At 60.4% G+C, this 24,581-nt stretch carries 30 protein-coding genes; 17 read left to right on the top strand and 13 right to left on the bottom strand.

Annotation, left to right across the window (positions count from 1 at the left end):
* The first annotated feature begins 1 nt into the window (after position 1).
* Positions 2 to 1,444, top strand: coding sequence for a metalloprotease TldD (tldD, locus tag ACKLNA_RS17985; protein ID WP_085711794.1), 1,443 nt, complete (start codon positions 2 to 4; stop codon positions 1,442 to 1,444).
* A 51-nt stretch (positions 1,445 to 1,495) separates the two neighbouring features.
* Here the strand turns inward: tldD and yjgA are convergent, their stop codons facing one another.
* Positions 1,496 to 2,020: a ribosome biogenesis factor YjgA gene (yjgA, locus tag ACKLNA_RS17990; protein ID WP_305836625.1), complete on the bottom strand. Its 525-nt coding sequence runs from the start codon at positions 2,018 to 2,020 to the stop codon at positions 1,496 to 1,498.
* Positions 2,021 to 2,128: 108 nt separating this feature from the next.
* Here yjgA and pmbA point away from each other — a divergent pair, with 108 nt between their 5' ends.
* From pmbA to ACKLNA_RS18020, 6 genes are all read left to right on the top strand, one after another.
* Positions 2,129 to 3,475 carry a metalloprotease PmbA gene (gene pmbA / locus ACKLNA_RS17995; protein WP_408986635.1) on the top strand — a complete coding sequence of 449 codons (1,347 nt, stop codon included), beginning with the start codon at positions 2,129 to 2,131 and terminating at the stop codon, positions 3,473 to 3,475.
* Between the two features lie 160 nt (positions 3,476 to 3,635).
* The gene (locus ACKLNA_RS18000; protein ID WP_248743961.1) at positions 3,636 to 4,043 is read left to right on the top strand and encodes a FagA protein; all 408 of its coding nucleotides are present in this window, start codon (positions 3,636 to 3,638) and stop codon (positions 4,041 to 4,043) included.
* Positions 4,024 to 5,400 (top strand): class II fumarate hydratase, encoded by a 1,377-nt coding sequence (locus ACKLNA_RS18005; RefSeq protein WP_408986636.1) that lies wholly within the window; start codon positions 4,024 to 4,026, stop codon positions 5,398 to 5,400. Before ACKLNA_RS18000 ends, ACKLNA_RS18005 begins: the two co-directional genes overlap by 20 nt.
* 27 nt (positions 5,401 to 5,427) lie before the next feature.
* Positions 5,428 to 5,868 carry a hypothetical protein gene (locus tag ACKLNA_RS18010; protein WP_114881426.1) on the top strand — a complete coding sequence of 147 codons (441 nt, stop codon included), beginning with the start codon at positions 5,428 to 5,430 and terminating at the stop codon, positions 5,866 to 5,868.
* A gap of 1 nt (position 5,869) precedes the next feature.
* The gene (locus tag ACKLNA_RS18015) at positions 5,870 to 6,481 is read left to right on the top strand and encodes a superoxide dismutase (protein WP_408986731.1); all 612 of its coding nucleotides are present in this window, start codon (positions 5,870 to 5,872) and stop codon (positions 6,479 to 6,481) included.
* Positions 6,482 to 6,511: 30 nt separating this feature from the next.
* Entirely contained in the window at positions 6,512 to 7,405 is an 894-nt protein-coding gene (locus ACKLNA_RS18020) for a ZIP family metal transporter (RefSeq protein ID WP_408986637.1), read from the top strand.
* 37 nt (positions 7,406 to 7,442) lie between these two features.
* On the opposite strand, the gene ACKLNA_RS18025 is transcribed toward ACKLNA_RS18020, so the two are convergent.
* From ACKLNA_RS18025 to ACKLNA_RS18070, 10 genes are all read right to left on the bottom strand, one after another.
* Entirely contained in the window at positions 7,443 to 7,718 is a 276-nt protein-coding gene (locus tag ACKLNA_RS18025) for an HPr family phosphocarrier protein (RefSeq protein ID WP_085711786.1), read from the bottom strand.
* Between the two features lie 15 nt (positions 7,719 to 7,733).
* Positions 7,734 to 8,591 carry an RNase adapter RapZ gene (gene rapZ / locus ACKLNA_RS18030; protein WP_096818961.1) on the bottom strand — a complete coding sequence of 286 codons (858 nt, stop codon included), beginning with the start codon at positions 8,589 to 8,591 and terminating at the stop codon, positions 7,734 to 7,736.
* Between the two features lie 2 nt (positions 8,592 to 8,593).
* On the bottom strand, positions 8,594 to 9,058 hold the full coding sequence (gene ptsN, locus ACKLNA_RS18035; RefSeq protein WP_085711784.1) for a PTS IIA-like nitrogen regulatory protein PtsN: 465 nt from the start codon (positions 9,056 to 9,058) through the stop codon (positions 8,594 to 8,596).
* 11 nt (positions 9,059 to 9,069) lie between these two features.
* On the bottom strand, positions 9,070 to 9,378 hold the full coding sequence (hpf, locus tag ACKLNA_RS18040) for a ribosome hibernation-promoting factor, HPF/YfiA family (protein WP_007953578.1): 309 nt from the start codon (positions 9,376 to 9,378) through the stop codon (positions 9,070 to 9,072).
* A gap of 73 nt (positions 9,379 to 9,451) precedes the next feature.
* The gene (locus ACKLNA_RS18045) at positions 9,452 to 10,945 is read right to left on the bottom strand and encodes an RNA polymerase factor sigma-54 (protein ID WP_085711783.1); all 1,494 of its coding nucleotides are present in this window, start codon (positions 10,943 to 10,945) and stop codon (positions 9,452 to 9,454) included.
* A 186-nt stretch (positions 10,946 to 11,131) separates the two neighbouring features.
* A complete protein-coding gene (lptB, locus tag ACKLNA_RS18050; protein WP_007953572.1) occupies positions 11,132 to 11,857 on the bottom strand; it encodes an LPS export ABC transporter ATP-binding protein in 726 nt (241 codons plus the stop codon).
* Complete coding sequence (gene lptA / locus ACKLNA_RS18055) at positions 11,857 to 12,402, bottom strand: lipopolysaccharide transport periplasmic protein LptA (protein WP_065260850.1); 546 nt, start codon at positions 12,400 to 12,402, stop codon at positions 11,857 to 11,859. Before lptA ends, lptB begins: the two co-directional genes overlap by 1 nt.
* Positions 12,389 to 12,961 carry an LPS export ABC transporter periplasmic protein LptC gene (gene lptC, locus ACKLNA_RS18060; protein WP_085711782.1) on the bottom strand — a complete coding sequence of 191 codons (573 nt, stop codon included), beginning with the start codon at positions 12,959 to 12,961 and terminating at the stop codon, positions 12,389 to 12,391. The genes lptA and lptC overlap by 14 nt, the downstream gene beginning before the upstream one ends.
* A gap of 8 nt (positions 12,962 to 12,969) precedes the next feature.
* Positions 12,970 to 13,494 carry an HAD family hydrolase gene (locus ACKLNA_RS18065; RefSeq protein ID WP_011332476.1) on the bottom strand — a complete coding sequence of 175 codons (525 nt, stop codon included), beginning with the start codon at positions 13,492 to 13,494 and terminating at the stop codon, positions 12,970 to 12,972.
* Positions 13,495 to 14,469 carry a KpsF/GutQ family sugar-phosphate isomerase gene (locus tag ACKLNA_RS18070; protein WP_085711780.1) on the bottom strand — a complete coding sequence of 325 codons (975 nt, stop codon included), beginning with the start codon at positions 14,467 to 14,469 and terminating at the stop codon, positions 13,495 to 13,497.
* Between the two features lie 276 nt (positions 14,470 to 14,745).
* Between ACKLNA_RS18070 and ACKLNA_RS18075 the strand changes: the two genes are divergently transcribed.
* From ACKLNA_RS18075 to hisC, 10 genes are all read left to right on the top strand, one after another.
* Positions 14,746 to 15,555 carry an ATP-binding cassette domain-containing protein gene (locus ACKLNA_RS18075; RefSeq protein WP_085711779.1) on the top strand — a complete coding sequence of 270 codons (810 nt, stop codon included), beginning with the start codon at positions 14,746 to 14,748 and terminating at the stop codon, positions 15,553 to 15,555.
* A complete protein-coding gene (mlaE, locus tag ACKLNA_RS18080) occupies positions 15,555 to 16,352 on the top strand; it encodes a lipid asymmetry maintenance ABC transporter permease subunit MlaE (RefSeq protein ID WP_114881430.1) in 798 nt (265 codons plus the stop codon). The genes ACKLNA_RS18075 and mlaE overlap by 1 nt, the downstream gene beginning before the upstream one ends.
* Complete coding sequence (gene mlaD, locus ACKLNA_RS18085) at positions 16,352 to 16,819, top strand: outer membrane lipid asymmetry maintenance protein MlaD (RefSeq protein ID WP_085711777.1); 468 nt, start codon at positions 16,352 to 16,354, stop codon at positions 16,817 to 16,819. The genes mlaE and mlaD overlap by 1 nt, the downstream gene beginning before the upstream one ends.
* 11 nt (positions 16,820 to 16,830) lie before the next feature.
* A complete protein-coding gene (locus ACKLNA_RS18090) occupies positions 16,831 to 17,481 on the top strand; it encodes a phospholipid-binding protein MlaC (protein ID WP_085711776.1) in 651 nt (216 codons plus the stop codon).
* Complete coding sequence (locus ACKLNA_RS18095; RefSeq protein WP_085711775.1) at positions 17,478 to 17,783, top strand: lipid asymmetry maintenance protein MlaB; 306 nt, start codon at positions 17,478 to 17,480, stop codon at positions 17,781 to 17,783. The genes ACKLNA_RS18090 and ACKLNA_RS18095 overlap by 4 nt, the downstream gene beginning before the upstream one ends.
* A 115-nt stretch (positions 17,784 to 17,898) precedes the next feature.
* Entirely contained in the window at positions 17,899 to 18,138 is a 240-nt protein-coding gene (locus ACKLNA_RS18100) for a BolA family protein (protein ID WP_096818978.1), read from the top strand.
* 22 nt (positions 18,139 to 18,160) lie between these two features.
* On the top strand, positions 18,161 to 19,426 hold the full coding sequence (gene murA / locus ACKLNA_RS18105; RefSeq protein ID WP_114881431.1) for a UDP-N-acetylglucosamine 1-carboxyvinyltransferase: 1,266 nt from the start codon (positions 18,161 to 18,163) through the stop codon (positions 19,424 to 19,426).
* Positions 19,427 to 19,553: 127 nt separating this feature from the next.
* On the top strand, positions 19,554 to 20,189 hold the full coding sequence (gene hisG, locus ACKLNA_RS18110) for an ATP phosphoribosyltransferase (RefSeq protein WP_007953554.1): 636 nt from the start codon (positions 19,554 to 19,556) through the stop codon (positions 20,187 to 20,189).
* 125 nt (positions 20,190 to 20,314) lie between these two features.
* A complete protein-coding gene (gene hisD, locus ACKLNA_RS18115) occupies positions 20,315 to 21,640 on the top strand; it encodes a histidinol dehydrogenase (RefSeq protein ID WP_085711773.1) in 1,326 nt (441 codons plus the stop codon).
* Positions 21,641 to 21,642: 2 nt separating this feature from the next.
* Positions 21,643 to 22,695, top strand: a complete 1,053-nt coding sequence (gene hisC, locus ACKLNA_RS18120; protein WP_408986638.1) for a histidinol-phosphate transaminase — start codon at positions 21,643 to 21,645, stop codon at positions 22,693 to 22,695.
* An 82-nt stretch (positions 22,696 to 22,777) separates the two neighbouring features.
* On the opposite strand, the gene ACKLNA_RS18125 is transcribed toward hisC, so the two are convergent.
* Positions 22,778 to 23,158, bottom strand: coding sequence for a hypothetical protein (locus ACKLNA_RS18125; RefSeq protein WP_408986639.1), 381 nt, complete (start codon positions 23,156 to 23,158; stop codon positions 22,778 to 22,780).
* Positions 23,159 to 23,324: 166 nt separating this feature from the next.
* Positions 23,325 to 24,482, bottom strand: coding sequence for a Do family serine endopeptidase AlgW (gene algW, locus ACKLNA_RS18130; protein ID WP_408986640.1), 1,158 nt, complete (start codon positions 24,480 to 24,482; stop codon positions 23,325 to 23,327).
* Positions 24,483 to 24,581 lie beyond the last annotated feature (99 nt).

Here is a 24,581-nt window from a genome sequence, read left to right on the forward strand (position 1 = left end):
TATGAGCGAGTTGTTGTCCTCAGTCAGTGATCACCTGTTGGCGCCCGGCGGCGTGACGATCGAGAGCCTGCAAGGCGTGCTCGGTGATCTGGCGGGTCCAGGCATCGATGCGGCCGACCTGTATTTCCAGGGGCAGATTTCCGAGTCCTGGTCGCTGGAAGACGGCATCGTCAAGGAAGGCAGTTTCAACCTCGACCAGGGTGTCGGCGTGCGTGCACAGTCCGGGGAAAAAACCGGTTTTGCCTACAGCAACGCGATCACCCTTGAAGCCCTCGGCGCGGCGGCCCGTGCTGCCCGCTCGATTTCCCGCGCCGGGCAGAACGGTACGGTGCAGGCGTTCAGCACCCAGGACGTCGCCCAGCTGTATGCGCCGGACAACCCGCTGGAAGTGCTGAGTCGCGCTGAAAAAGTCGAACTGCTCAAGCGCATCGATGTTGCCACCCGCGCCCTCGACCCGCGTATCCAGCAGGTCAGTGTGAGCATGGCCGGGGTCTGGGAGCGGATTCTGGTGGCCTCGACCGACGGCGGCCTGGCGGCCGATGTGCGTCCGCTGGTGCGCTTCAACGTCAGTGTGATTGTCGAGCAGAACGGTCGTCGTGAACGTGGTGGCCATGGTGGCGGCGGGCGTACCGACTACCGTTATTTCCTCGCCGAAGACCGTGCCATGGGTTACGCCCGCGAGGCGCTTCGTCAGGCACTGGTGAACCTGGAAGCGATTCCGGCACCGGCTGGCACTTTGCCGGTCGTTCTGGGCTCGGGCTGGTCCGGCGTGCTGCTGCACGAAGCGGTCGGCCACGGTCTGGAAGGTGACTTCAACCGCAAGGGCAGTTCGGCCTACAGCGGGCGCATGGGTGAGATGGTTGCCTCGAAACTCTGCACCATCGTCGATGACGGCACGTTGGCCGGTCGTCGCGGCTCCCTGAGTGTCGACGACGAAGGCACACCGACCGAGTGCACCACGCTGATCGAAAACGGCGTGCTCAAGGGCTACATGCAGGACAAGCTCAATGCGCGTCTTATGGGCGTGGCCCGTACCGGCAACGGTCGTCGTGAATCCTACGCACACCTGCCGATGCCACGGATGACCAACACCTACATGCTCGGCGGCCAGAGCGATCCGGCGGAAATCATCGCGTCGGTGAAAAAGGGCATCTACTGCGCCAACCTCGGTGGCGGTCAGGTCGACATCACCAGCGGCAAGTTCGTGTTCTCCACCAGCGAGGCGTACCTGATCGAGGACGGCAAGATCACCGCGCCGGTCAAAGGCGCGACGTTGATCGGCAACGGCCCGGAAGCGATGAGCCGGGTGTCGATGGTTGGTAACGATCTGGCGCTGGACAGCGGTGTGGGGACGTGTGGCAAGGACGGGCAGTCGGTGCCGGTGGGCGTGGGTCAGCCAACGCTGAAAATCGATGCGATCACCGTGGGTGGCACGGGCGCGTAAGAAGGGATGGAGCTTCGGGTGGCGCGCAGTGCGGCCACCCGGTGGCGAATATCAACGCAGACCGCGTTGAGTCTCGTCCAGCTCACGGATGTACTTGAAGATTTTACGGCTCGAGGCAGGAGGCTTGTTATGCGCAACCTCGTGCTGGGCCTGACGGATCAGGGAACGCAGTTGCTGGCGGTCGGCGTCCGGGTACTCGACGACGAATTTCTCCAGCACGGCATCGTCACCGGCGATCAGGCGGTCACGCCAGCGTTCGAGGTTGTGGAAACGCTCGTTGTACTGACGGGTAGAGGCATCGAGTTGATCGAGCAAGGTGAGAATCGCGTCAGTGTCCTGATCACGCATCAGTTTGCCGATGAACTGCAAGTGCCGTTTACGCGCGATGTTCGCGGTGTGCTTGGGCGCATCGGCCAAGGCCCGGCGCAAAGCGTCGGTCAATGGCAGTTTCGCCTGCAAGTCGGGCTTGAGCGTTGTAAGGCGCTCGCCAAGGTCAACCAGAGCATGCAGCTCGCGTTTGACCTGGGATTTGCTTTTTTCTCCCGTATCGAGGGAGTCGTCGTAAGAATCAACCATGGTGGCAGTCCGCAAAGAAACGCCGCCATGATAACCAGTCGGGGGCCGCTTGTCCGGCCCGGTCGCTCGAAGGCCCCAGCCGAAAGCAGAATTTGAGTGGAGATGAGCATGAGTGCAGTTGAAAGCGTCGGCCCACAGGCATTGCCGGCACTGCAGGAACAGGTCGAGCAGATCATCGCCGAAGCCAAGCGTCAGGGTGCCAGCGCGTGCGAAGTGGCGGTGTCGCTGGAGCAGGGCTTGTCGACGTCGGTGCGTCAGCGTGAAGTCGAAACGGTCGAGTTCAACCGCGATCAGGGCTTTGGCATCACCTTGTATGTCGGTCAGCGCAAGGGCTCGGCCAGCACGTCCGCCACCGGGCCGGATGCGATTCGCGAGACCGTTGCTGCGGCGCTGGCGATTGCCAAGCACACCTCCGAAGACGAAGCCTCGGGGCTGGCCGATGCCGCGCTAATGGCCAGGGATATTCAGGATTTCGACCTGTTCCACCAATGGGACATCAGTCCGGAACAGGCCATCGAGAAGGCGCTGCTCTGTGAAGCCGCCGCGTTCGACGCCGATGCCCGCATCAAGAACGCCGATGGCACCACGTTGAGCACTCATCAGGGCTGCCGCGTGTACGGCAACAGCCACGGTTTCATCGGCGGTTATGCGTCGACCCGGCACAGCTTGAGCTGCGTGATGATTGCCGAGGCCGACGGCCAGATGCAACGTGATTACTGGTATGACGTGAACCGTCAGGGCAGCTTGCTGGCCGACCCGGTGAGCATCGGCCAGCGTGCCGCGCAACGAGCTGCGAGCCGTCTGGGTGCGCGTCCGGTGCCGACCTGCGAAGTGCCGGTACTGTTTTCGGCGGAGCTGGCGGGTGGGTTGTTTGGCAGCTTCCTGTCGGCGATTTCCGGCGGCAGTCTGTATCGCAAGTCGTCGTTCCTTGAAGGCACGCTGGGGCAGAAACTGTTTCCGGAGTGGCTGACCATCGACGAGCGTCCGCACCTGATGCGCGCCATGGGCAGTGCGTCGTATGACGGTGACGGTCTGGCGACCTATGCCAAACCGTTCGTCGAGAAGGGCGAGTTGGTGTCGTACATCCTCGGCACTTATTCCGGGCGCAAACTCGGCATGCCGAGCACCGCCAACGCGGGTGGGGTGCACAACCTGTTCGTCACCCATGGTGATGAAGATCAGGCCGCACTGCTGCGGCGCATGGGCCGTGGGCTGCTGGTCACCGAGTTGATGGGCCATGGCTTGAACATGGTGACCGGCGATTACTCGCGCGGTGCGGCGGGTTTCTGGGTCGAGAACGGTGAAATTCAGTTCGCGGTGCAGGAAGTGACCATTGCCGGCAACATGCGCGACATGTTCAAGCAGATCGTCGCGGTCGGTAACGATCTGGAGCTGCGCAGCAACATTCGCACAGGTTCGGTGTTGATCGAGAAGATGACTGTCGCGGGCAGCTAAGCCCGGGCCAATACAAAAAGGCGCGCCACCCGATTGGGTGGCGCGCATTTTTTGTGTCCTGAATTTGTTTGAGCGGGTCGGGGCAGCTAAAAAAGCCACTCTTGTTTTGGTTCTCATTATCATCTAATAATAAATCTCATTATCGGATGAGCCCAGGATCATGAGTTCTGCCTTGCACGAGCAGCCGTACCTCGAAAGCTGGCGCTGGATGAGTCGCCAGATCCGTTGCGCCATGGATCCCGACGAACCGCGTCTGATCGAACACTACCTGGCCGAAGGCCGGTATCTGGCCTGCTGCACGGCGACCTCGCCCTGGACTGTCGCTGAAACCTCTTTCCGTCTGCTGCTCGACACGGCCACCGACACCGCGTTGCCGTGGCACTGGCGCAGCCTCTGTCTCGATCAGGCCTGGCGCCCGCTGCGTGAGATGGAACGCCTGTCACTGTGCAAATGCCGGCTCAAACGCTGGCAAAGCTACACCTGGCAGCTCGCCACCTGCGAGTTGCAACCCTCGATTCCTCTCATTGAATTAGTCCAAGGATTTACCGATGACCAAGACACGTATTGAGCGCGACAGCATGGGCGAACTGCAGGTGCCGGTGGACGCTCTCTACGGCGCGCAAACCCAGCGCGCAGTGGATAACTTCCCGATCAGCGGCAAGCCGATGCCGACCCAGTTCATCCGCGCGCTGATCCTGGCAAAAGCCGCCGCCGCCCGGGCCAACGTCGAACTCAATCAGCTCAGCGCCGCGCAAGGCAAGGCCATCAGCGACGCGGCCCAGGGGCTGCTTGAAGGCGATTTCATGCAGCATTTCCCGGTGGATATCTTCCAGACCGGTTCCGGCACCAGCTCCAACATGAACGCCAACGAAGTGATCGCCACCCTGGCCAGCCGCCTGCTCGACGAGCCGGTGAATGCCAACGATCACGTCAACTGCGGGCAGAGCAGCAACGACATCATCCCGACCACCATTCACGTCAGCGCCGCGCTGGCCCTGCACGAACAGTTGCTGCCGGCGCTGCTGCATCTGGTGCAAGTGATCGAGCGCAAGGCCGGGGAGGTGCATCACCACGTCAAGACCGGCCGTACTCACTTGATGGACGCCATGCCGGTGCGCATGAGCCAGGTACTCAACGGTTGGGCGCAACAGCTCAAGGCCAATATCGGTCATCTGCAGGACTTGCTGCCAAGCCTGCAATCCCTGGCCCAGGGCGGTACGGCGGTCGGCACCGGGATCAATGCGCATCCGGAATTCGCTGCGCGTTTCAGTCGTCAACTCAGTCAGTTGACCAACGTTCAGTTCACGCCGGGCAAGAATCTGTTCGCCCTGATCGGTTCGCAGGACACCGCCGTGGCCGTTTCCGGCCAGCTCAAGGCTACCGCCGTGTCGTTGATGAAAATCGCCAACGACCTGCGCTGGATGAACTCCGGCCCGCTCGCCGGCCTCGGTGAAATCGAGCTGGAAGGCCTGCAGCCGGGCTCGTCGATCATGCCGGGCAAAGTCAATCCGGTGATTCCGGAAGCTACCGCCATGGTCGCCGCGCAAGTGATCGGCAATGACTCGGTGATCACCATCGCCGGTCAGTCAGGCAATTTCGAACTGAACGTGATGCTGCCGATCATCGCCCAGAACCTGTTGAGCAGCATCGAGTTGCTGGCCAACTCCAGCCGTCTGCTGGGTGACAAGGCGATTGCCAGCTTCAAGGTCAACGAGTCGCGGCTCAAGGAAGCGCTGTCGCGCAACCCGATTCTGGTCACCGCGCTCAACCCGATCATCGGTTACCAGAAGGCCGCCGAAATCGCCAAGCAGGCCTACAAACAGGGCCGTCCGGTGATCGACGTCGCGCTGGAACACACCGACCTGTCGCGCAGCCAGCTGGAAGAGTTGCTCAATCCCGAGAAACTCACCGCCGGCGGCGTGTAAACACCGCAACCGCTTTGGAGGCTCATCATGGAGCACTGGAAACGTACGATCGAACGGGCCAATCGCTGCTTCATGCTGGGCGAGTTGATCGACGCCCGAGAGGCTTATCTGCAAGCCCTCGCTTTGGCGCAAGTGCTGTTCGAGCGCTGGGCCGATGCCGACGAAGCGGTGGCGGCCTGCGTCATTTCCCATCACAACCTTGCCGATCTGCATCTGCGTCTGAACCAGCCGGAGGAGAGCGCCGAATACCTCTGCGCGATCCATCAACGCCTGTTGCAGACCATGCAGGACGAGCGCCTGCGTCCGGCCCTGCGTGAAGCGGCGTTGCGCCAGAGCAGCAAGACCTATGTCGAACTGCTCAATTTCATCAGCGAACACGGCGAATACCCGCGCACGCAGCGCTTGCTGCACCCGGATACCGGCAATGCGCGCCGCGCCCCAGCCCAACATCACCATGGAGTCCACTGAAATGGCTTTTACCCTGCCAGCCCTGCCTTACGCCTATGACGCACTGGAGCCGCACATCGATGCGCAGACCATGGAGATTCACTACACCAAGCATCACCAGACCTACATCAACAACCTGAACGCCGCGGTCGAGGGCACGGAATACGCCGAGTGGCCGGTGGAGAAACTGGTGGCCAGCGTCCAGCAGCTGCCGGAAAAGCTGCGCGCGGCGGTGATCAATCAAGGTGGTGGTCACGCCAACCATTCGCTGTTCTGGGAAGTGATGGTGCCAGGTGGTGGCGGCAAGCCGGACGGCGCGCTGGCCAGGGCGATCGATGAGCAACTGGGCGGTCTCGACAGCTTCAAGGAAGCCTTCACCAAGGCAGCCTTGACCCGTTTCGGCAGCGGCTGGGCGTGGCTCAGTGTCACCCCCGACAAGAAACTGGTGGTGGAAAGCAGCGGCAACCAGGACAGCCCGCTGATGGGCGGCAACACACCGATTCTCGGCCTCGACGTGTGGGAGCACGCCTATTACCTGCGTTATCAGAACCGCCGCCCGGAATACATCAGCGCGTTCTACAACGTGATCAACTGGCCTGAAGTCGCTGCGCGTTATCAGGCTGCACTGGTTTAAGTCTCCTATAAAAACAATCCAGGGCTGACTATGGGCACTGAAACACTGGCGATCGGAAGCGGACGAATGTTTCGTTACGCATTCGGGTCGCTCCTGCTGTTGGCGGGCATGACCTTGCTGGTGGCCCACGGGCTGGAATGGCTGAACCTGGAACCGAAACTGTCCCGGGCATTGCAGGGTGGTGCGATCTGCGCGCTCGGCACGGCACTCGGAGCGGTTCCGGTGCTGGTGATCCGCAATATGCCCCAGGCGCTGGGCGACACATTGCTGGGGTTTGGTGCTGGTGTGATGCTGGCGGCGACCGCGTTTTCGCTGATCGTGCCAGGGATTGCCGCTGCCGAAAGCCTTGGGATGAGTCCTTGGGGCGCCAGCGGCCTGATCTGTTTCGGCATCATGCTCGGTGCTTTCGCTCTGTATCTTGTCGACCGCAGGTTGTCCGGCGCTTCACCGGAAATGCTCATCGGCACCGTCGAGCATCCGGTGATTCCGCCGCGGATCTGGCTGTTCGTGTTTGCCATCATTGCCCATAACATCCCGGAAGGCATGGCCGTCGGCGTCTCTGCTGGTGGCGGCATGCCGGACGCTGACAGCCTGGCGATGGGCATCGCCTTGCAGGATGTGCCGGAAGGGCTGGTGATTGCGCTGGTGCTGGCCGGGGCGGGGATGTCGCGGGTCAAGGCGTTTCTGATCGGGGCGGCGTCAGGTCTGGTCGAGCCGGTGTTCGCGCTGCTGTGTGCGTGGCTGGTCAGTCTGGCGGAATTGTTGTTGCCCCTCGGATTGGCGCTGGCGGCCGGGGCGATGTTGCTGGTGGTGACCCACGAAGTAATCCCGGAATCGCGACGCAATGGTCACGACAAACTGGCGAGCCTGGGATTGTTGATCGGGTTCTGCCTGATGATGGTGATGGACACGGCGCTGGGATAAGCGTGGCGAGAGACGTATCTCTCGCCACAAAGGACTTTCAGCCGCCTTCGTCGAAGTAGTTGTTGATCAGTGCCACCAGAGCATCCATGGCTTCCTGTTCCTGATGACCCTCGGTGCTCAGGTGGATTTTGGTGCCCTTGCCGGCAGCGAGCATCATCATCGCCATGATGCTTTTGCCATCTACCGTGGTTTCCGGGGTGCGACCCACTCTGATCGTGCAGTCGGGATACTGACCCGCCACGCCCACGAACTTTGCCGACGCCCGGGCATGCAGGCCCAGCTTGTTGATGATTTCGATTTCCAGAGCAGGCATCGCGGTGTGAATCCTTTAGCTGAGGTCGCGGTGGCGAACCTGGACGTTCTTCAGGGTTTTCTGCAGGGCCTGACCCAGGCGTTCGGTCAGGTAGACGGAACGGTGATGTCCGCCGGTGCAGCCAATGGCAATGGTTACGTAGGCACGATTGCTCGCAGCGAAGCGCGGCAACCATTTGAACAGATACGCATAGATGTCCTGGAACATCTCTTCGACTTCCGGCTGTGCCGCCAGGTACTCGGCCACCGGCTCATCGAGCCCGGATTGCGCACGTAATTCCGGTTTCCAGTACGGGTTGGGCAGGCAGCGTACATCGAACACAAGATCCGCATCCACCGGCATGCCGCGTTTGAAACCGAACGACTCCACCAGAAACGCCGTACCGGGCTCCGGCTGGTTCAGCAGCCGCAACTTGATGGTGTCGCGCAACTGATACAGGTTCAGATTGGTGGTGTTGACCTTCAGGTCGGCCAGATCGGCGATCGGGCCCAGCAGGGCAGTTTCATCGTTGATGGCTTCAGCCAGCGAGCGGTTGGCACTGCTCAGCGGGTGACGGCGACGGGTTTCCGAAAAACGCTTGAGCAGGGTTTCTTCATCGGCATCCAGATACAGAACGTCGCACTGGATGTGCCGACTGCGAACCTCTTCAAGCAACTCCGGAAAGCGCGAAAGGTGGCTTGGCAGGTTGCGCGCATCGATCGATACCGCGACCAGTGGCTGAGACAGTTCCGTATGAATCAGTGCGCGTTCCGCCAGCTCCGGCAGCAGGCCGGCCGGCAGATTGTCGATGCAGTAGTAGCCGTTGTCCTCAAGGACATCCAGGGCCGTGCTTTTGCCCGAGCCGGAGCGGCCACTGACGATGATCAAGCGCATGTTTAGTGCCCGTTTTGCTCGTCCAGGACAACCTGATACAAGGCTTCGTTGGTGGTGGCGCGACGCAGCTTTTCGCGTACTTCCTTGCGATCGAGCATGCTGGCGATCTGGCGCAGCAGTTCCAGGTGTGCATCGGTGGCAGCTTCCGGGACCAGCAGCACGAACAGCAGGTCGACCGGTGCGCCATCGATGGCATCGAAATCGATAGGTGCTTCAAGGTGCATCAAGGCACTGATGGGCGATTCACAACCCTTGAGGCGGCAATGGGGGATGGCGATGCCGTTGCCAAAACCGGTCGAACCGAGTTTTTCACGGGCAATCAGCGCCTCGAAGACATCTTGCATCTCCAGATCCGGCTTTTCCCGGGCGATCAGGTTGGCAATTTGTTCGAGGGCTTTCTTTTTACTGCCGCCCGGCACGTTCACCAGGGAACGGCCGGGGGTCAGGATGCTTTCAAGTCGGATCATGGGGGTGGGGGTTATCGACCGGTAGCGCCCTGAAGCAGGCTCTGGGTCTTTTCCTTATGCTTTTTGAGTTGTTTATCAAGCTTGTCGGTCAGCGCGTCGATCGCTGCGTACATGTCGGTATGTTCCGCGTTTGCGACGACCTCGTTGCCGGGAATATGCAGCGTGGCTTCGATTTTCTGCTTCAGCTTTTCGACGCACATCGTGACTTGCACGTTGGTGATCTTGTCGAAATGTCCCTCAAGCCTCTTGAGCTTCTGCTCAACGTATTCACGGAGAGGTTGGGTAACTTCCAGTTGGTGTCCACTGATGTTGACTTGCATACAGCTTCTCCTTCGTTGCCAGTGCATAAAGCGGCAGGCCGAAGAGCCTGCCACTGGAACGCTGTAACGTGGCTTACATCAACCGCTTGCGTTCGCTCGAAGGCGCGATCCCGAGGGATTCGCGGTACTTGGCGACGGTGCGGCGAGCCACCTGAATGCCTTGTGCCTCCAGTAAACCAGCGATCTTGCTGTCACTCAACGGCTTTTTCTGATTTTCCGCGGCGACCAGTTTCTTGATGATCGCGCGGATCGCCGTGGACGAGCATTCGCCGCCTTCGGAGGTGCTGACGTGGCTGGAGAAAAAGTATTTCAGTTCATAGATGCCCCGGGGGGTATGCATGAATTTCTGCGTGGTCACCCGGGAAATCGTCGACTCGTGCATGCCCACCGCTTCTGCGATGTCGTGCAGCACGAGTGGCTTCATCGCTTCGTCGCCGTACTCCAGGAAACCGCGCTGATGCTCGACGATCTGGGTGGCCACCTTCATCAGGGTTTCGTTGCGGCTCTGCAGGCTCTTGATGAACCAGCGGGCTTCCTGCAACTGATTGCGCATGAAGGTGTTGTCGGCGCTGGTGTCGGCGCGACGGACGAAACCGGCGTATTGAGCGTTGACCCGCAGGCGCGGCACCGACTCCTGGTTCAGTTCGACCAGCCAGCGCTCGTTGTCCTTGCGCACGATCACGTCAGGCACCACGTATTCGGCTTCGGTGGATTCGATCTGTGAGCCGGGGCGCGGGTTGAGGCTCTGGACCAGTTCGATGACCTGGCGCAGCTCATCTTCCTTAAGCTTCATGCGGCGCATCAGCTGGCTGTAGTCGCGGCTGCCGAGCAGGTCGATGTAATCGGTGACCAGGCGCTTGGCTTCGGCCAGCCAAGGAGTCTTGGCTGACAGCTGGCGCAATTGCAGCAGCAGGCATTCGCCCAGGTTGCGTGCGCCAATGCCGGCGGGTTCGAATTGCTGGATGCGGTGCAGGACCGCTTCGATCTCGTCCAGCTCGATGTCGAGCTCCGGATCGAAGGCATCGAGGATTTCTTCGAGGGTTTCGTCGAGGTAGCCCTGATTGTTGATGCAATCGATCAGGGTTACGGCGATCAGGCGATCGGTGTCGGACATCGGCGCCAGGTTCAGCTGCCACAGCAGGTGGCTTTGCAGGCTTTCGCCGGCGGAAGTGCGGGTGGTGAAATCCCACTCGTCGTCATCGCTGCTCGGCAGGCTGCTGGCGCTGGTCTGGTAGACGTCTTCCCAGGCGGTGTCGACAGGCAGTTCGTTGGGGATTCGCTCGTTCCATTCGCCGTCCTCGAGATTGTCGACCGTCGGCGCGGTTTCCTGGTAGGAAGGTTCCTGGATCTCGGTATTGGGCTTCTGTTCGGCGTTGTCGGCCAGCGGGTCGGAATTGTCGAAGTCGTCGCCGTCTTCCTGGCGTTCGAGCATCGGGTTGGATTCCAGAGCCTCCTGGATTTCCTGTTGCAGATCCAGGGTCGACAATTGGAGCAGGCGGATGGCCTGTTGCAGCTGCGGTGTCATCGTCAGCTGCTGGCCCATTCTCAAGACTAGCGATGGTTTCATGGCAGGGGCTTAACACCTTATTCGCCGGCGCTATGCGCCATCCACTACAGGGCGCCGAGGCGCCAAACTTAAGCAAATTATATGCCTGAAACTGTCGTGTTTGCCTAGAGCGCTGTAACAATAAAAGCGTATAAAAATGCGCTTCAACGTTACAGCACCCGGACGGCTGGTCGAATGCTGTCGCGCTTACAGACGGAACTCGTGACCCAGATACACTTCCTTCACCAGATCATTGGCGAGGATGGTCGCGGAGTCGCCTTCGGCGATCAGTTGGCCGTCATTGACGATGTAGGCCGTTTCGCAGATATCCAGCGTCTCGCGGACGTTGTGGTCGGTGATCAGTACACCGATGCCCTTGGCCTTGAGGTGGTGGATGATCTGCTTGATGTCGCCCACGGAGATCGGGTCGACGCCGGCGAACGGTTCGTCGAGCAGGATGAATTTCGGTGCGGTGGCCAGTGCGCGGGCGATTTCCACCCGGCGACGCTCGCCACCGGACAGGCTCATGCCGAGGTTGTCGCGGATATGGCTGATGTGGAATTCCTGCAGCAGGCTTTCCAGCTCCTTGCGACGGCCGGCCTTGTCGAGCTCCTGACGGGTCTCGAGGATGGCCATGATGTTGTCGGCCACCGACAGTTTGCGGAAAATCGAGGCTTCCTGCGGCAGATAGCCGATACCGGCCTTGGCGCGACCGTGCATCGGCTGGTGGCTGACGTCCAGGTCGTCGATCAGCACGCGACCCTGATCGGCCTGCACCAGGCCGACGATCATGTAGAAGCAGGTGGTCTTGCCGGCGCCGTTGGGGCCGAGCAGGCCCACGATCTGGCCGCTGTCGATCGACAGGCTGACGTCACGCACGACCTGGCGGCTTTTATAGGCCTTGGCCAGGTGCTGAGCTTTCAGAGTTGCCATTACTGGGTTTTCTCGTCGGTTTTCTTCTTCGGCTGGATCACCATGTCGATGCGCGGACGCGCTTCGGTGACCTTGTTGCCGGTAGCGCGACCGGCGCTGGCGAGTTTTTTCACCGTGTCATAGACGATCTTCTCGCCCTGAGTGGTGTTGTTGTCCTTGTCGACGACCTTGGCCTTGTCGATCAGCACGACGCGGTTTTGCTGCGCGTGGTACTGAATGGTCACGCCCCAGCCCTGGACGGGTTTCTTGTCGCCAGCGGTCTGCAGTTGTTCGAAATAGGCCAGGTTGCCTACCGAAGTCACCACGTCGATCTCGCCGGCCGGGTTGCGCGTCAGCGTTACGGTATCGCCTTTGACGATCATCGAACCCTGGGTGATGATCACAGCGCCCTTGTAAGTGGCAACGCCATTCTTGTCGTCCAGCTGGGCATCGTCGGCCTGAATGCGGATTGGCTGCTCCTGATCGTTCGGCAGAGCCCAGGCGCTCACGCTTCCCAGTGCTGCGCCCAGACTGAGCAAAATAGGGAGGGTTTTAACGAGCCTCATACTGTCCTCTTACGTTCGATAGCAGGTGTATCCTGCTTTCCTTCAAATACGCTTTCATTCCCACGCCGGTCGATACACCGCCAGCGCCGTCGATTCTAACGGGTTGCTGGGTCTGCGCATATTGCTGCTGAGGGAACACCGTCATGCGGGTGCTGGTGATCAGGGTGTCGCGGTTCTTTTCATCGGTGCGCTTGACGCGAACCGAGTCGATCAGTTCGACCTCGGTGCCACCGGAATTCACCTCGCCACGTTCGCTGGTCACGTGCCACGGGAAATCGGTGCCGCGATACATGTTCAGGTCGGGTTTGGTGACCAGTGTAATGTCGGTCGCCTTGACGTGCTCGGCCTTGTCGGACGTCATTTCGTACTGCACCTTGCCGTCTTCCAGGTATTGCAAGGTGTGGGTGTTGGTCGCGTACCAGTCGATCGGGCTCTCTTCTGCCGAGACAGGAGGCTTGTCGAGGAAGCGTTCCGGGCTGATGTTCCAGTAGCCGACCGCGCCGAAAATGGCGGCGATGCAACCGAACAGCAGGATGTTGCGAAACTTTTTGCTAAACATGGTTTGACTCACAGGTACGCGTTGTTGGCGGCATCGAGGCTGCCCTGGGCGCGCAGGATCAATTCGCAGAATTCACGGGCGGCACCCTCGCCACCGCGGGCCTGGGTAACGCCATGGGCATGCTCGCGCACAAAGGCGGCCGCGTTGGCCACCGCCATGCCAAGTCCCACCCGGCGGATCACCGGCAGGTCGGGCAGGTCGTCACCAAGATAGGCGACCTGTTCATAGCTTAGGCCCAGTTGCTCGAGAAGGCCGTCGAGGACGACGAGTTTGTCTTCGCGGCCCTGAAACAGGTGCGGGATGCCCAGGTTCTTCGCCCTACGCTCGACCACCGGGGTCTTGCGGCCGCTGATGATGGCGGTCTGTACGCCCGCGTTCATCAGCATCTTGATGCCCTGGCCGTCGAGTGTATTGAAAGTCTTGAACTCGCTGCCGTCTTCAAGGAAGTACAGGCGTCCGTCGGTGAGGACGCCGTCGACGTCGAAAACCGCCAGTTTGATGGCTTTGCCGCGTTGCAGCAGATCGGTGCTCATTTACATCACTCCTGCGCGCAGCAGGTCGGAGAGGTTGAAGGCGCCGATCGGGCGATCGTCCTCATCCACGACGACAAGCGCGTTGATTCGATGGTCTTCCATGATTTTCAGGGCCTCGGCGGCGAGCATCTCGGCGCGAGCGGTCTTGCCGTGCACGGTCATCACCTGATCGATGGTCGCGCTGTGGATATCGATGCTGCGATCCAGTGTGCGGCGCAGATCGCCGTCGGTGAAGATCCCGGCAAGCTTGCCGTCGGCTTCGAGAATGACGGTCATGCCCAGACCCTTGCGGGTCATTTCCATCAGTGCGTCCTTGAGCAGGGTGCCGCGTTGTACCTGCGGCAGCTCCTGACCTGCGTGCATGACGTTTTCCACTTTCAGCAGCAGGCGTCGGCCGAGTGCGCCGCCCGGGTGGGAAAAGGCGAAATCTTCGGCGGTGAAACCGCGGGCTTCCAGCAACGCCACGGCCAAGGCATCACCCATGACCAGTGCCGCAGTGGTCGAGGAGGTCGGCGCCAGGTTCAGCGGGCAGGCTTCGTGCTCGACGTGAACGTTGAGATTGACCTCCGCCGCTTTTGCCAGAGGCGATTGCGGGTTGCCGGTCACGCTGATCAACTGGATGCCCAGGCGCTTGATCAGCGGCAGCAGCGTGACAATTTCGTTGGTGGAGCCGGAGTTCGACAGAGCCAGGATCACGTCGTCACGGGTGATCATGCCCATGTCGCCATGACTGGCCTCGGCCGGGTGTACGAAAAACGCCGGGGTGCCGGTGCTGGCCAGGGTCGCGGCGATCTTGTTGCCGATGTGTCCGGACTTGCCCATGCCGACCACCACTACACGGCCCTTGCTGGCCAGAATCATCTCGCAAGCGCGTACGAAATCGGCGTCGATATGGGGCAACAAGCCTTGTACGGCTTCCACTTCGAGGCGGATGGTGCGTTGTGCCGATTGAATCAGGTCGCTGGTTTGGCTCATGTCAGAAATCGTATAGCCCGATGAAAAGGCGGCGATTATAGCGGTTATGTTGAAAAGCCTCACGCAAGTTCGTCGTGCTTTGTCATTCCCGGTTACTAAAACCTCTTACATAGAAGCTTCGGGCCTGTCATATCGCTGAACGTGGCCGGGGAGAGGCCTTGGGCGCTCGCCCTTTGCAGTGATATAGTTCGCCGCCAGTTCGGCCTGCCCGGGATGTAAGGGCTTTCTCCAGAAAGCCAGGCGTCCGAGTGAGAGGCTGCATCGCAAGGAGTTTAGATGAGTGCCGATAACGCCTACGCGGTCGAGCTGAAGGGAGTCTCCTTCAAGCGCGGTGCGCGGAGCATTTTCAATAACGTCGATATCCGCATCCCGCGCGGCAAGGTCACCGGCATCATGGGGCCTTCCGGGTGTGGCAAGACCACGCTGCTGCGCCTGATGGGTGCCCAGTTGCGACCGTCGCAGGGCGAGGTCTGGGTCAATGGCCAGAACCTGCCGAAGCTGTCGCGCAGCGATCTGTTCGATGCGCGCAAGCACATGGGCGTGCTGTTCCAGAGCGGCGCGCTGTTTACCGATCTCGATGTGTTCGAGAACGTCGCCTTTCCCCTGCGCGTTCATACCCAGTTGCCGGAAGAGATGATCCGCGACATCGTGCTGCTCAAGTTGCAGGCGGTCGGTCTGCGGGGCGCCATCGAGCTGATGCCCGATGAGCTGTCCGGCGGCATGAAGCGCCGCGTGGCCCTGGCCCGGGCGATTGCGCTTGATCCGCAGATCCTCATGTACGACGAACCGTTCGTCGGCCAGGACCCGATCGCCATGGGCGTTCTGGTGCGCCTGATCCGCCTGCTCAACGATGCGTTGGGGATCACCAGTATCGTGGTTTCCCACGATCTCGCCGAAACCGCGAGCATTGCCGATTACATCTATGTGGTGGGCGATGGTCAGGTGCTGGGGCAGGGTACGCCGGACGAGTTGATGAACTCGGATGAGCCGCGTATCCGTCAGTTCATGACCGGCGATCCCGATGGTCCGGTTCCGTATCACTTTCCAGCGACGGATTACCGCGCAGATCTTCTGGGGAAACGTTGATGCGCAGAATCTCATTAATAGAACGCGTACGTCGGTTCGGCGAATCGGCTATCGATGCCGTCGCGGTATTCGGACGGGCGACGCTGTTCCTGTTTCATGCCCTGCTGGGGCGTGGTGGCATAGGCGGCGGTTTCGGCCTGCTGGTCAAGCAACTGCATTCGGTCGGCGTGATGTCGCTGGTGATCATTGTGGTCTCCGGGATTTTCATCGGCATGGTGCTGGCGCTGCAGGGGTTCAACATCCTGTCGAGCTATGGCTCGGAGCAGGCGGTGGGGCAGATGGTTGCCTTGACCTTGTTGCGTGAGCTGGGCCCGGTGGTGACGGCGCTGCTGTTCGCCGGTCGTGCCGGTTCGGCGCTGACGGCGGAAATCGGCAACATGAAGTCCACCGAGCAGTTGTCCAGCCTGGAAATGATCGGTGTCGATCCGCTCAAGTACATCATCGCTCCACGTCTGTGGGCCGGTTTCATTTCCCTGCCGGTGCTGGCGATGATCTTCAGCGTGGTCGGCATCTGGGGCGGTTCCTGGGTCGCGGTCGACTGGCTGGGCGTCTATGAAGGCTCCTACTGGGCGAACATGCAGAACAGCGTGAACTTCTCCAGCGACGTGCTTAACGGCGTGATCAAAAGTATCGTTTTCGCCTTTGTCGTGACCTGGATCGCCGTATTCCAAGGCTATGACTGTGAGCCCACTTCCGAGGGAATCAGTCGTGCCACTACCAAGACCGTAGTATTCGCCTCGCTGGCAGTGCTCGGCCTGGACTTTATTCTGACCGCTTTGATGTTTGGAGATTTCTGATGCAAAACCGCACCCTGGAAATCGGTGTCGGCCTGTTCCTGCTGGCAGGGATCCTGGCCTTGTTGCTGCTTGCCCTGCGGGTCAGTGGCCTGTCTCCGACTTCGACCACCGATACCTACAAGCTTTATGCCTACTTCGACAATATCGCCGGTCTGACGGTCAGAGCCAAAGTGACCATGGCCGGTGTGACCATCGGCAAGGTCACGGCGATTGATCTTGACCGCGACAGCTTTACCGGCCGGGTGACCCTGCTGGTGGATAAAAAGGTCGACAACCTGCCGACCGACTCCACAGCGTCTATCCTGACCGCTGGCCTGTTGGGCGAGAAGTACATCGGCATCAGTGTGGGCGGGGAAGAAACCCGGCTCAAGGATGGTGGAACCATTCACGACACCCAGTCGTCTCTGGTGCTGGAAGACCTGATCGGTAAATTCCTGCTCAATACCGTTAGCAAAGACGCCAAATGAGGAGCTTTTGAATGATCTCTACCTTGCGACGTGGCCTGTTGGTGTTGCTCGCGACACTGCCACTGCTGGCGAACGCTGCGCCCGGGCAGTCGGCGCACGATCTGGTCCAGGACACCACCAACCGGATGCTCGCCGATCTGGCGGCGAATAAAGAGAAGTACAAGCAGGACCCGCAGGACTTCTACACCGCGCTGAATACCATCGTGGGTCCGGTGGTGGATGCCGAAGGCATTTCCAAAAGCATCATGACGGTCAAGTACTCTCGCAAGGCCACCCCGGCGCAGATGCAGACCTTCCAGGAAAACTTCAAGCGTGGCCTGTTCCAGTTCTATGGCAACGCCTTGCTGGAATACAACAACCAGGGCATCACCGTCGATGCGCCAAAGGATGAGTCGGGCGACCGCACCAGCGTCGGCATGACCGTCAAGGGCAACAACGGCGCGATCTATCCGGTTCAGTACACGCTGGAGAAGATCAACGGCGAGTGGAAGCTGCGCAACGTGATCATCAACGGCATCAACATCGGCAAGCTGTTCCGTGACCAGTTCGCCGACGCGATGCAGCGCAACGGCAACGACCTGGACAAGACCATCAACGGCTGGGCCGGCGAAGTGGCCAAGGCCAAGCAGACTGCCGAGAAACAAGAGAAGCCTGCCCAATGACCGAGTCGGCCATTCGTCTGGACGAAGCCAGCCAGCTTCAGCTCACCGGTGTGCTGGATTACCGTACCGGTCCCGGCCTTCGCGAGCAGGGCCGGGCGCTGATCAAGTCGTGCAATGCCCCGGCATTGGTGATCGATTGTTCGGCGGTGGAAAAGTCCAGCAGCGTCGGCCTGTCGTTGCTGCTGTGCTTCATTCGCGATGCGAAAGCCGCCGGCAAGGCGGTCAGCATCCGCGGGATGCCGGAAGACATGCGTGAAATCGCTCAGGTCAGCGAGCTGACCGAGCTGTTGGCGCAACCCTGAACCCGCATCTATGAAGAAGCCCCCCGTCAGAGTCCTGCGCAGCGGGGTTCGCAGGCGCGGGGCTTTTTTGTATGATGTCCGACCCGTGCGCACAGGGCGCCGATTGAGGTTGAGCATGCAGGCCGTAGAAGTGAAGAGCTTCCTTGAAGCAAATCTGCCCGGAACCCGGGTGGAAGTTGAAGGCGAAGGCTGCAACTTTCAGCTGAACGTGATTAGTGATGAACTGGCGGCGTTGAGCCCGGTCAAGCGTCAGCAAAGCATCTATGCCCATTTGAACCCTTGGATCGCCGATGGCAGCATCCACGCGGTCACTATGAAATTTTTCAGCAGCGCGGCCTGGGCCGAGCGCACCTGAGCCCTAGGGCGTCGAGATTGTTATGGATAAATTGATTATTACCGGTGGCGCTCGTCTTGATGGCGAGATCCGCATTTCCGGGGCGAAGAACTCCGCCCTGCCGATCCTGGCTGCCACCTTGCTGTGCGATGGCCCGGTCACCGTCGGCAACCTGCCGCACCTGCACGACATCACCACCATGATCGAGCTGTTCGGCCGCATGGGCATCGAGCCTGTGATCGACGAGAAGCTCAGCGTCGAAATCGACCCGCGCACCATCAAGACCCTGGTCGCCCCGTACGAGCTGGTGAAAACCATGCGTGCGTCGATCCTGGTGCTGGGCCCGATGGTCGCCCGTTTCGGTGAAGCCGAAGTCGCGCTGCCTGGCGGCTGCGCCATCGGTTCGCGTCCGGTCGACCTGCACATCCGCGGCCTTGAAGCCATGGGTGCGATCATCGACGTCGAAGGCGGCTACATCAAGGCCAAGGCGCCTGAAGGCGGCCTGCGCGGTGCGCACTTCTTCTTCGATACCGTCAGCGTGACCGGTACCGAAAACATCATGATGGCCGCTGCTCTGGCCAAGGGCCGCAGCGTGCTGCAGAACGCCGCCCGCGAACCTGAAGTGGTCGACCTGGCGAACTTCCTGAACGCCATGGGTGCCAAGGTTTCCGGCGCCGGCACCGACACCATCACCATCGATGGCGTCGAGCGTCTGGGTTCGGCCTTCTACAAGGTCATGCCTGACCGTATTGAAACCGGCACCTACCTGGTAGCCGCTGCGGTCACCGGCGGTCGCGTGAAGGTCAAGGACACTGATCCGACCATCCTCGAAGCGGTTCTGGAAAAGCTCCGTGAAGCCGGTGCAGAAATCACCACCGGTGAAGACTGGATCGAGCTGAACATGCACGGTAAACGCCCGAAAGCGGTCAACGTGCGCACCGCGCCGTACCCGGCGTTCCCGACCGACATGCAGGCGCAGTTCATTTCGCTCAACGCCATTGCCGAAGGCACCGGTGCCGTGATCGAAACGATCTTCGAAAACCGTTTCATGCACGTCTACGAACTGCACCGCATGGGCGCCAAGATCCAGGTCGAAGGCAACACTGCCATCGTCACCGGCACTGAAATCCTCAAGGGCGCGCCAGTGATGGCAACCGACCTGCGGGCTTCTGCCAGCCTGGTGATCTCGGCCCTGATGGCCGAAGGCGATACCCTGATCGACCGCATCTACCACATCGACCGTGGTTACGAGTGCATCGAGGAAAAACTGCAGATGCTGGGCGCCAAAATCCGTCGCGTTCCGGGCTAGTCGCTGCATCGGGACACAGGGAAGTGTCCGTTGAATTCGTTTTGATCGGGGGTGGTAACGCCCTCGATGTATGTCCGGCGCCGATTGCGACCGGGCATGAGTACCTTGATAAGGACTGACGTTTCCCATGTTGACCATCGCACTGTCCAAGGGCCGCATCCTTGACGACACCCTGCCGCTTCTCGCCGAAGCGGGCATCGTGCCGACCGAGAATCCGGACAAAAGCCGCAAGCTGATCATTCCCACGACCCAGGAAGACGTACGCCTGTTGATCGTGCGTGCCACCGACGTGCCGACCTATGTCGAGCATGGCGCGGCCGACCTCGGCGTTGCCGGTAAAGACGTGCTGATGGAGTACACGGGTCAAGGCCTGTACGAGCCGCTGGACCTGCAGATTGCCCAGTGCAAGCTGATGACCGCCGGCAAGGTCGGCGCCGTCGAGCCCAAGGGTCGTCTGCGCGTTGCGACCAAATTCGTCAACGTTGCCAAGCGTTACTACGCCGAACAGGGCCGTCAGGTCGACATCATCAAGCTGTACGGCTCGATGGAACTGGCACCGCTGATCGGTCTTGCCGACAAGATCATCGACGTGGTTGACACCGGCAACACTCTGCGTGCCAACGGTCTGGAACCCCAGGAACTGATCGCCACGATCAGCTCGCGTCTGGTGGTCAATAAAGCTTCGATGAAAATGCAACACGCCCGAATCCAGGCGTTGATCGACACACTGCGCAAGGCAGTGGAGTCTCGACACCGCGGCTGATGTACTTGCGCGACCTTAAGTCGCGCCCGTCTATCCGCCTCATAGCCAGAATCTCAGGTGCCCAAGCGGATCGAATGGTAGTTTCGGGCGCCTGAGTTTTTTGCCATTCCTATGAGGCTCTCGCTATGACCGCACCGACTGCAATTCGCCGACTCAACGCTGCTGACCCGGATTTCGCGCATCATCTGGATCATCTGCTGAGCTGGGAAAGTGTGTCTGACGACTCGGTCAATCAGCGGGTGCTGGACATCATCAAGGCTGTGCGCGAGCGTGGTGACGCGGCGCTTGTCGAGTTCACCCAGAAGTTCGACGGCCTCGAAGTCGCTTCGATGGCGGACCTGATCCTGCCGCGCGAGCGCCTGGAACTGGCACTGACCCGTATCACCGTGGCGCAGCGCGAAGCGCTGGAAAAAGCCGCCGCCCGCGTTCGCAGCTACCACGAAAAACAGAAGCAGGACTCCTGGAGCTACACCGAAGCCGACGGCACGGTGCTGGGCCAGAAAGTCACACCACTGGACCGCGCCGGCCTGTACGTGCCGGGCGGCAAGGCTTCGTACCCGTCGTCGGTCTTGATGAACGCGATTCCGGCCAAGGTTGCCGGTGTCACCGAAGTGGTGATGGTGGTGCCGACCCCGCGTGGCGAGGTCAACGAACTGGTACTGGCGGCGGCGTGCATCGCCGGCGTTGACCGGGTGTTCACTATCGGTGGCGCGCAAGCCGTTGCGGCGCTGGCTTATGGCACTGAAAGCGTGCCGCAGGTGGACAAGGTCGTTGGCCCGGGCAACATCTATGTAGCGACTGCCAAGCGCCACGTGTTCGGCCAGGTCGGTATCGACATGATCGCCGGCCCGTCGGAAATCCTCGTGGTATGCGACGGCCAGACCGATCCGGACTGGATCGCCATGGACCTGTTCTCCCAGGCCGAGCACGACGAAGACGCCCAGGCGATTCTGGTCAGCCCGGACGCCGAGTTCCTCGACAAGGTCGCCGCGAGCATCGACAAACTGCTGCCGACCATGGATCGCGCGACCATCATCGAAACTTCGATCAATGGCCGTGGCGCCCTGATTCACGTGCGTGACATGGCGCAGGCCATCGAAGTCGCCAACCGCATCGCGCCGGAACACCTTGAACTGTCGGTCGCCGATCCGCAGGCCTGGCTGCCGCAGATCCGCCACGCCGGCGCGATCTTCATGGGCCGCCACACCTCCGAAGCGCTGGGCGACTACTGCGCAGGTCCGAACCACGTGCTGCCGACGTCCGGCACCGCGCGTTTCTCCTCGCCGCTGGGCGTGTACGACTTCCAGAAACGCTCGTCGATCATCTTCTGCTCCGAGGCCGGTGCTTCGGAACTTGGCAAGACCGCCTCGATTCTGGCCCGTGGCGAATCGCTGAGCGCTCACGCTCGCAGCGCCGAATACCGCATCAAAGACGAAGTGAAGGGGAACTGAACATGAGTAAATTCTGGAGCCCGTTCGTCAAGGATCTGGTGCCTTACGTGCCGGGCGAGCAGCCGAAGCTGACCCGTCTGGTCAAACTCAACACCAACGAGAACCCCTACGGCCCGTCGCCAAAAGCCCTGGCCGCGATGCAGGCCGAACTCAACGACAACCTGCGTCTGTACCCGGATCCGAACAGCGATCTGCTGAAAAACGCAGTCGCCAACTATTACGGCGTGCAGAGCAATCAGGTGTTCCTCGGCAACGGTTCGGACGAAGTGCTGGCGCACATCTTCCACGGCCTGCTGCAACATGATCAGCCGCTGCTGTTCCCGGATATCAGCTACAGCTTCTATCCGGTCTACTGCGGCCTGTACGGCATCAAGTTCGACGCGGTGCCGCTGGACGCGCAGTTCCGCATCAACCCGGCGGACTACGCCAAACCGAACGGCGGGATCATTTTCCCCAACCCGAACGCGCCGACCGGTTGCCTGCTGGCACTGGAAGCGGTCGAGCAGATCCTCAAGGCCAGCCCGGATTCGGTGGTGGTGGTCGATGAGGCCTACATCGACTTCGGCGGCGAAACCGCGATCAGTCTGGTGGACCGTTATCCGAACCTGCTGGTGACCCAGACCCTGTCCAAGTCCCGTTCGCTGGCGGGCCTGCGGGTCGGTCTGGCGGTCGGCCACCCGGACCTGATCGAGGCGCTCGAACGGGTCAAGAACAGCTTCAACTCCTACCCGATCGATCGCATGGCCAATGTTGGTGCGGCAGCGGCGTTCGAGGATCGCGAATACTTCGACAAGACCTGCGCACTGGTCATTGAGAGTCGCGAATGGGTGGTTGCGCAGTTGCAGGCCAAGGGTTTTGAAGTGCTGCCGTCAGCGGCGAACTTCATCTTCGCCCGGCATCCGCAACATGATGCGGCGGGGCTGGCGGCCAAGCTGCGTGAGCAGGGTGTGATCGTGCGCCACTTCAAACAGGAGCGGATTGCCCAATTCCTGCGGATCTCGATCGGTACGCCGGAGCAGAATCAGGCGTTGATCGACGGTCTCGGTGACCTCTAACCGTTAACGCGACTATCCCCGTTTCCGATCTGCTCAGAAACGGGGATATTTATGCATTCCAAAAAAATCAAAATTTGATTTGTTATGGTTTTTTGACGGGTTGGATGTTGAACTCGCCACTCACTTCCAAACCATTGTTAGTAACACAGTTGAATATCCCTTCGGCCGCGGTTAGTTGGCCATCAACCTTCACCTTCATTTCCCCGCTTACACTTTCGAATGACTCCCCTTGCAGTGAAAACCATGCATTATGGTTTTCGCCGAATTTTACCGTGTGGGTGCCCGCACTAAGTTTTGGTTGATCCAGTCTCACATTATCGGTCGCATTCACCCCTATGAGAATTGCGCCTGTAGCTGTCGGGATAATATCTACCAGAACCGAATGGAATTTTTGCCCATCGCTGAGAGTGGCTGTTAAATGGCCGCTGCTTTTCGAGTTTTTGAGTTCTTTAGAAAAGTCCATGTGCTGATCCTTGTGTTGATAAATGAAAGTGTGCAACAACAAGGATCAGGCTATGGGTAATGCGAAAACCGTTCTACTGACAGAAATGACAGGTATCAATACCGTTTTTGCGGTGAACTCGCCTTGAAACAAGTCAAAAGGAAATTAGAGCGCGGCCTGCAACGCCCTATTCTTCTTTTTCCTGAACCGGCGCCGGTGGCGGACGCAGACCGATCTCGGCGGTCAGCTTCAACTCCTTGCCATTGCGCATCACCTGAATCGTGACCTTATCGGTTGGCTTGATCCGCGCCACCTGGTTCATCGACTTGCGGCCATCGCCGGCCGGTTCGCCGTCGATGCTCAGAATCACGTCGCCCAGTTGCAGGCCGGCCTTCTGTGCCGGGCCGTCGCGGAAAATCCCCGCTACCACGATCCCCGGACGACCGGACAGGCCAAACGACTCCGCCAGTTCCTGGGTCAGCGGCTGCACTTCGATTCCCAGCCAGCCACGAATCACCTGACCGTGCTCGATAATCGACTTCATCACTTCCATCGCCAGCTTCACCGGGATCGCGAAACCGATGCCCTGGGAGCCGCCGGACTTGGAGAAGATCGCGGTGTTGATGCCGGTGAGGTTGCCGTTGGCGTCCACTAGTGCGCCGCCGGAGTTGCCCGGGTTGATCGCCGCGTCGGTCTGGATGAAGTCTTCGTAGTTGTTCAGGCCCAGCTGGTTACGGCCGGTGGCGCTGATGATGCCCATGGTCACGGTCTGGCCGACCCCGAACGGGTTGCCGATGGCCAGTGCGACGTCGCCGATGCGGATGTTGTCGGAGCGGCCGACGGTGATCGCCGGCAGGTTTTTCAGGTCGATCTTCAGGACTGCCAGATCGGTTTCCGGGTCGCTGCCGATGACCCGGGCCAGGGTTTCACGGCCATCCTTGAGCGCCACGACGATCTGGTCGGCGCCGGTGGTGACGTGGTTGTTGGTCAGGATGTAGCCTTCCGGGCTCATGATTACGCCGGAGCCGAGGCTCGACTCCATGCGCTTCTGTTTCGGTGAGTTGTCACCGAAGAAGCGGCGGAACTGCGGATCCTCGAACAGCGGGTGCGCCGGTTTGTTGATGACTTTGGTGGTATAGAGGTTGACCACCGACGGCGCGGCAATCACCACCGCGTCGGCGTAGGATACCGGCCCCTGTTGCACGCTGGTGGTCTGCGGGGCCTGTTGCAGGTTGACGTCGAGGCTCGGAAGCCCGACCCACTGCGGGTAACGCTGAATAATCAACAGAGCGATAAGCACACCGGCCAACAGCGGCCAGCCGAAAAAACGCAGCGCCTTGAGCATTAAGCACGTCCTGGAAAGGTTGCAGGCGGGGTCAGACCGCCCATAATGTCGCGCATTATACGAGGCCGCGCGCGCCTCTGAACGGGATTTTCAGGAGTC

The sequence above is a fragment of the Pseudomonas sp. UV AK001 genome (assembly GCF_046097675.1).
Classification (GTDB): Bacteria; Pseudomonadota; Gammaproteobacteria; order Pseudomonadales; family Pseudomonadaceae; genus Aquipseudomonas; species Aquipseudomonas kribbensis.

Bases quoted from the DNA above. Each gene is read 5' to 3' on its own strand.
- tldD (WP_085711794.1), top strand. From the start codon at position 2: ATGAGCGAGTTGTTGTCCTCAGTCAGTGATCACCTGTTGGCGCCCGGC.
- yjgA (WP_305836625.1), bottom strand. From the start codon at position 2,020: ATGGTTGATTCTTACGACGACTCCCTCGATACGGGAGAAAAAAGCAAA.
- pmbA (WP_408986635.1), top strand. From the start codon at position 2,129: ATGAGTGCAGTTGAAAGCGTCGGCCCACAGGCATTGCCGGCACTGCAG.
- ACKLNA_RS18000 (WP_248743961.1), top strand. From the start codon at position 3,636: ATGAGTTCTGCCTTGCACGAGCAGCCGTACCTCGAAAGCTGGCGCTGG.
- ACKLNA_RS18005 (WP_408986636.1), top strand. From the start codon at position 4,024: ATGACCAAGACACGTATTGAGCGCGACAGCATGGGCGAACTGCAGGTG.
- ACKLNA_RS18010 (WP_114881426.1), top strand. From the start codon at position 5,428: ATGGAGCACTGGAAACGTACGATCGAACGGGCCAATCGCTGCTTCATG.
- ACKLNA_RS18015 (WP_408986731.1), top strand. From the start codon at position 5,870: ATGGCTTTTACCCTGCCAGCCCTGCCTTACGCCTATGACGCACTGGAG.
- ACKLNA_RS18020 (WP_408986637.1), top strand. From the start codon at position 6,512: ATGGGCACTGAAACACTGGCGATCGGAAGCGGACGAATGTTTCGTTAC.
- ACKLNA_RS18025 (WP_085711786.1), bottom strand. From the start codon at position 7,718: ATGCCTGCTCTGGAAATCGAAATCATCAACAAGCTGGGCCTGCATGCC.
- rapZ (WP_096818961.1), bottom strand. From the start codon at position 8,591: ATGCGCTTGATCATCGTCAGTGGCCGCTCCGGCTCGGGCAAAAGCACG.
- ptsN (WP_085711784.1), bottom strand. From the start codon at position 9,058: ATGATCCGACTTGAAAGCATCCTGACCCCCGGCCGTTCCCTGGTGAAC.
- hpf (WP_007953578.1), bottom strand. From the start codon at position 9,378: ATGCAAGTCAACATCAGTGGACACCAACTGGAAGTTACCCAACCTCTC.
- ACKLNA_RS18045 (WP_085711783.1), bottom strand. From the start codon at position 10,945: ATGAAACCATCGCTAGTCTTGAGAATGGGCCAGCAGCTGACGATGACA.
- lptB (WP_007953572.1), bottom strand. From the start codon at position 11,857: ATGGCAACTCTGAAAGCTCAGCACCTGGCCAAGGCCTATAAAAGCCGC.
- lptA (WP_065260850.1), bottom strand. From the start codon at position 12,402: ATGAGGCTCGTTAAAACCCTCCCTATTTTGCTCAGTCTGGGCGCAGCA.
- lptC (WP_085711782.1), bottom strand. From the start codon at position 12,961: ATGTTTAGCAAAAAGTTTCGCAACATCCTGCTGTTCGGTTGCATCGCC.
- ACKLNA_RS18065 (WP_011332476.1), bottom strand. From the start codon at position 13,494: ATGAGCACCGATCTGCTGCAACGCGGCAAAGCCATCAAACTGGCGGTT.
- ACKLNA_RS18070 (WP_085711780.1), bottom strand. From the start codon at position 14,469: ATGAGCCAAACCAGCGACCTGATTCAATCGGCACAACGCACCATCCGC.
- ACKLNA_RS18075 (WP_085711779.1), top strand. From the start codon at position 14,746: ATGAGTGCCGATAACGCCTACGCGGTCGAGCTGAAGGGAGTCTCCTTC.
- mlaE (WP_114881430.1), top strand. From the start codon at position 15,555: ATGCGCAGAATCTCATTAATAGAACGCGTACGTCGGTTCGGCGAATCG.
- mlaD (WP_085711777.1), top strand. From the start codon at position 16,352: ATGCAAAACCGCACCCTGGAAATCGGTGTCGGCCTGTTCCTGCTGGCA.
- ACKLNA_RS18090 (WP_085711776.1), top strand. From the start codon at position 16,831: ATGATCTCTACCTTGCGACGTGGCCTGTTGGTGTTGCTCGCGACACTG.
- ACKLNA_RS18095 (WP_085711775.1), top strand. From the start codon at position 17,478: ATGACCGAGTCGGCCATTCGTCTGGACGAAGCCAGCCAGCTTCAGCTC.
- ACKLNA_RS18100 (WP_096818978.1), top strand. From the start codon at position 17,899: ATGCAGGCCGTAGAAGTGAAGAGCTTCCTTGAAGCAAATCTGCCCGGA.
- murA (WP_114881431.1), top strand. From the start codon at position 18,161: ATGGATAAATTGATTATTACCGGTGGCGCTCGTCTTGATGGCGAGATC.
- hisG (WP_007953554.1), top strand. From the start codon at position 19,554: ATGTTGACCATCGCACTGTCCAAGGGCCGCATCCTTGACGACACCCTG.
- hisD (WP_085711773.1), top strand. From the start codon at position 20,315: ATGACCGCACCGACTGCAATTCGCCGACTCAACGCTGCTGACCCGGAT.
- hisC (WP_408986638.1), top strand. From the start codon at position 21,643: ATGAGTAAATTCTGGAGCCCGTTCGTCAAGGATCTGGTGCCTTACGTG.
- ACKLNA_RS18125 (WP_408986639.1), bottom strand. From the start codon at position 23,158: ATGGACTTTTCTAAAGAACTCAAAAACTCGAAAAGCAGCGGCCATTTA.
- algW (WP_408986640.1), bottom strand. From the start codon at position 24,482: ATGCTCAAGGCGCTGCGTTTTTTCGGCTGGCCGCTGTTGGCCGGTGTG.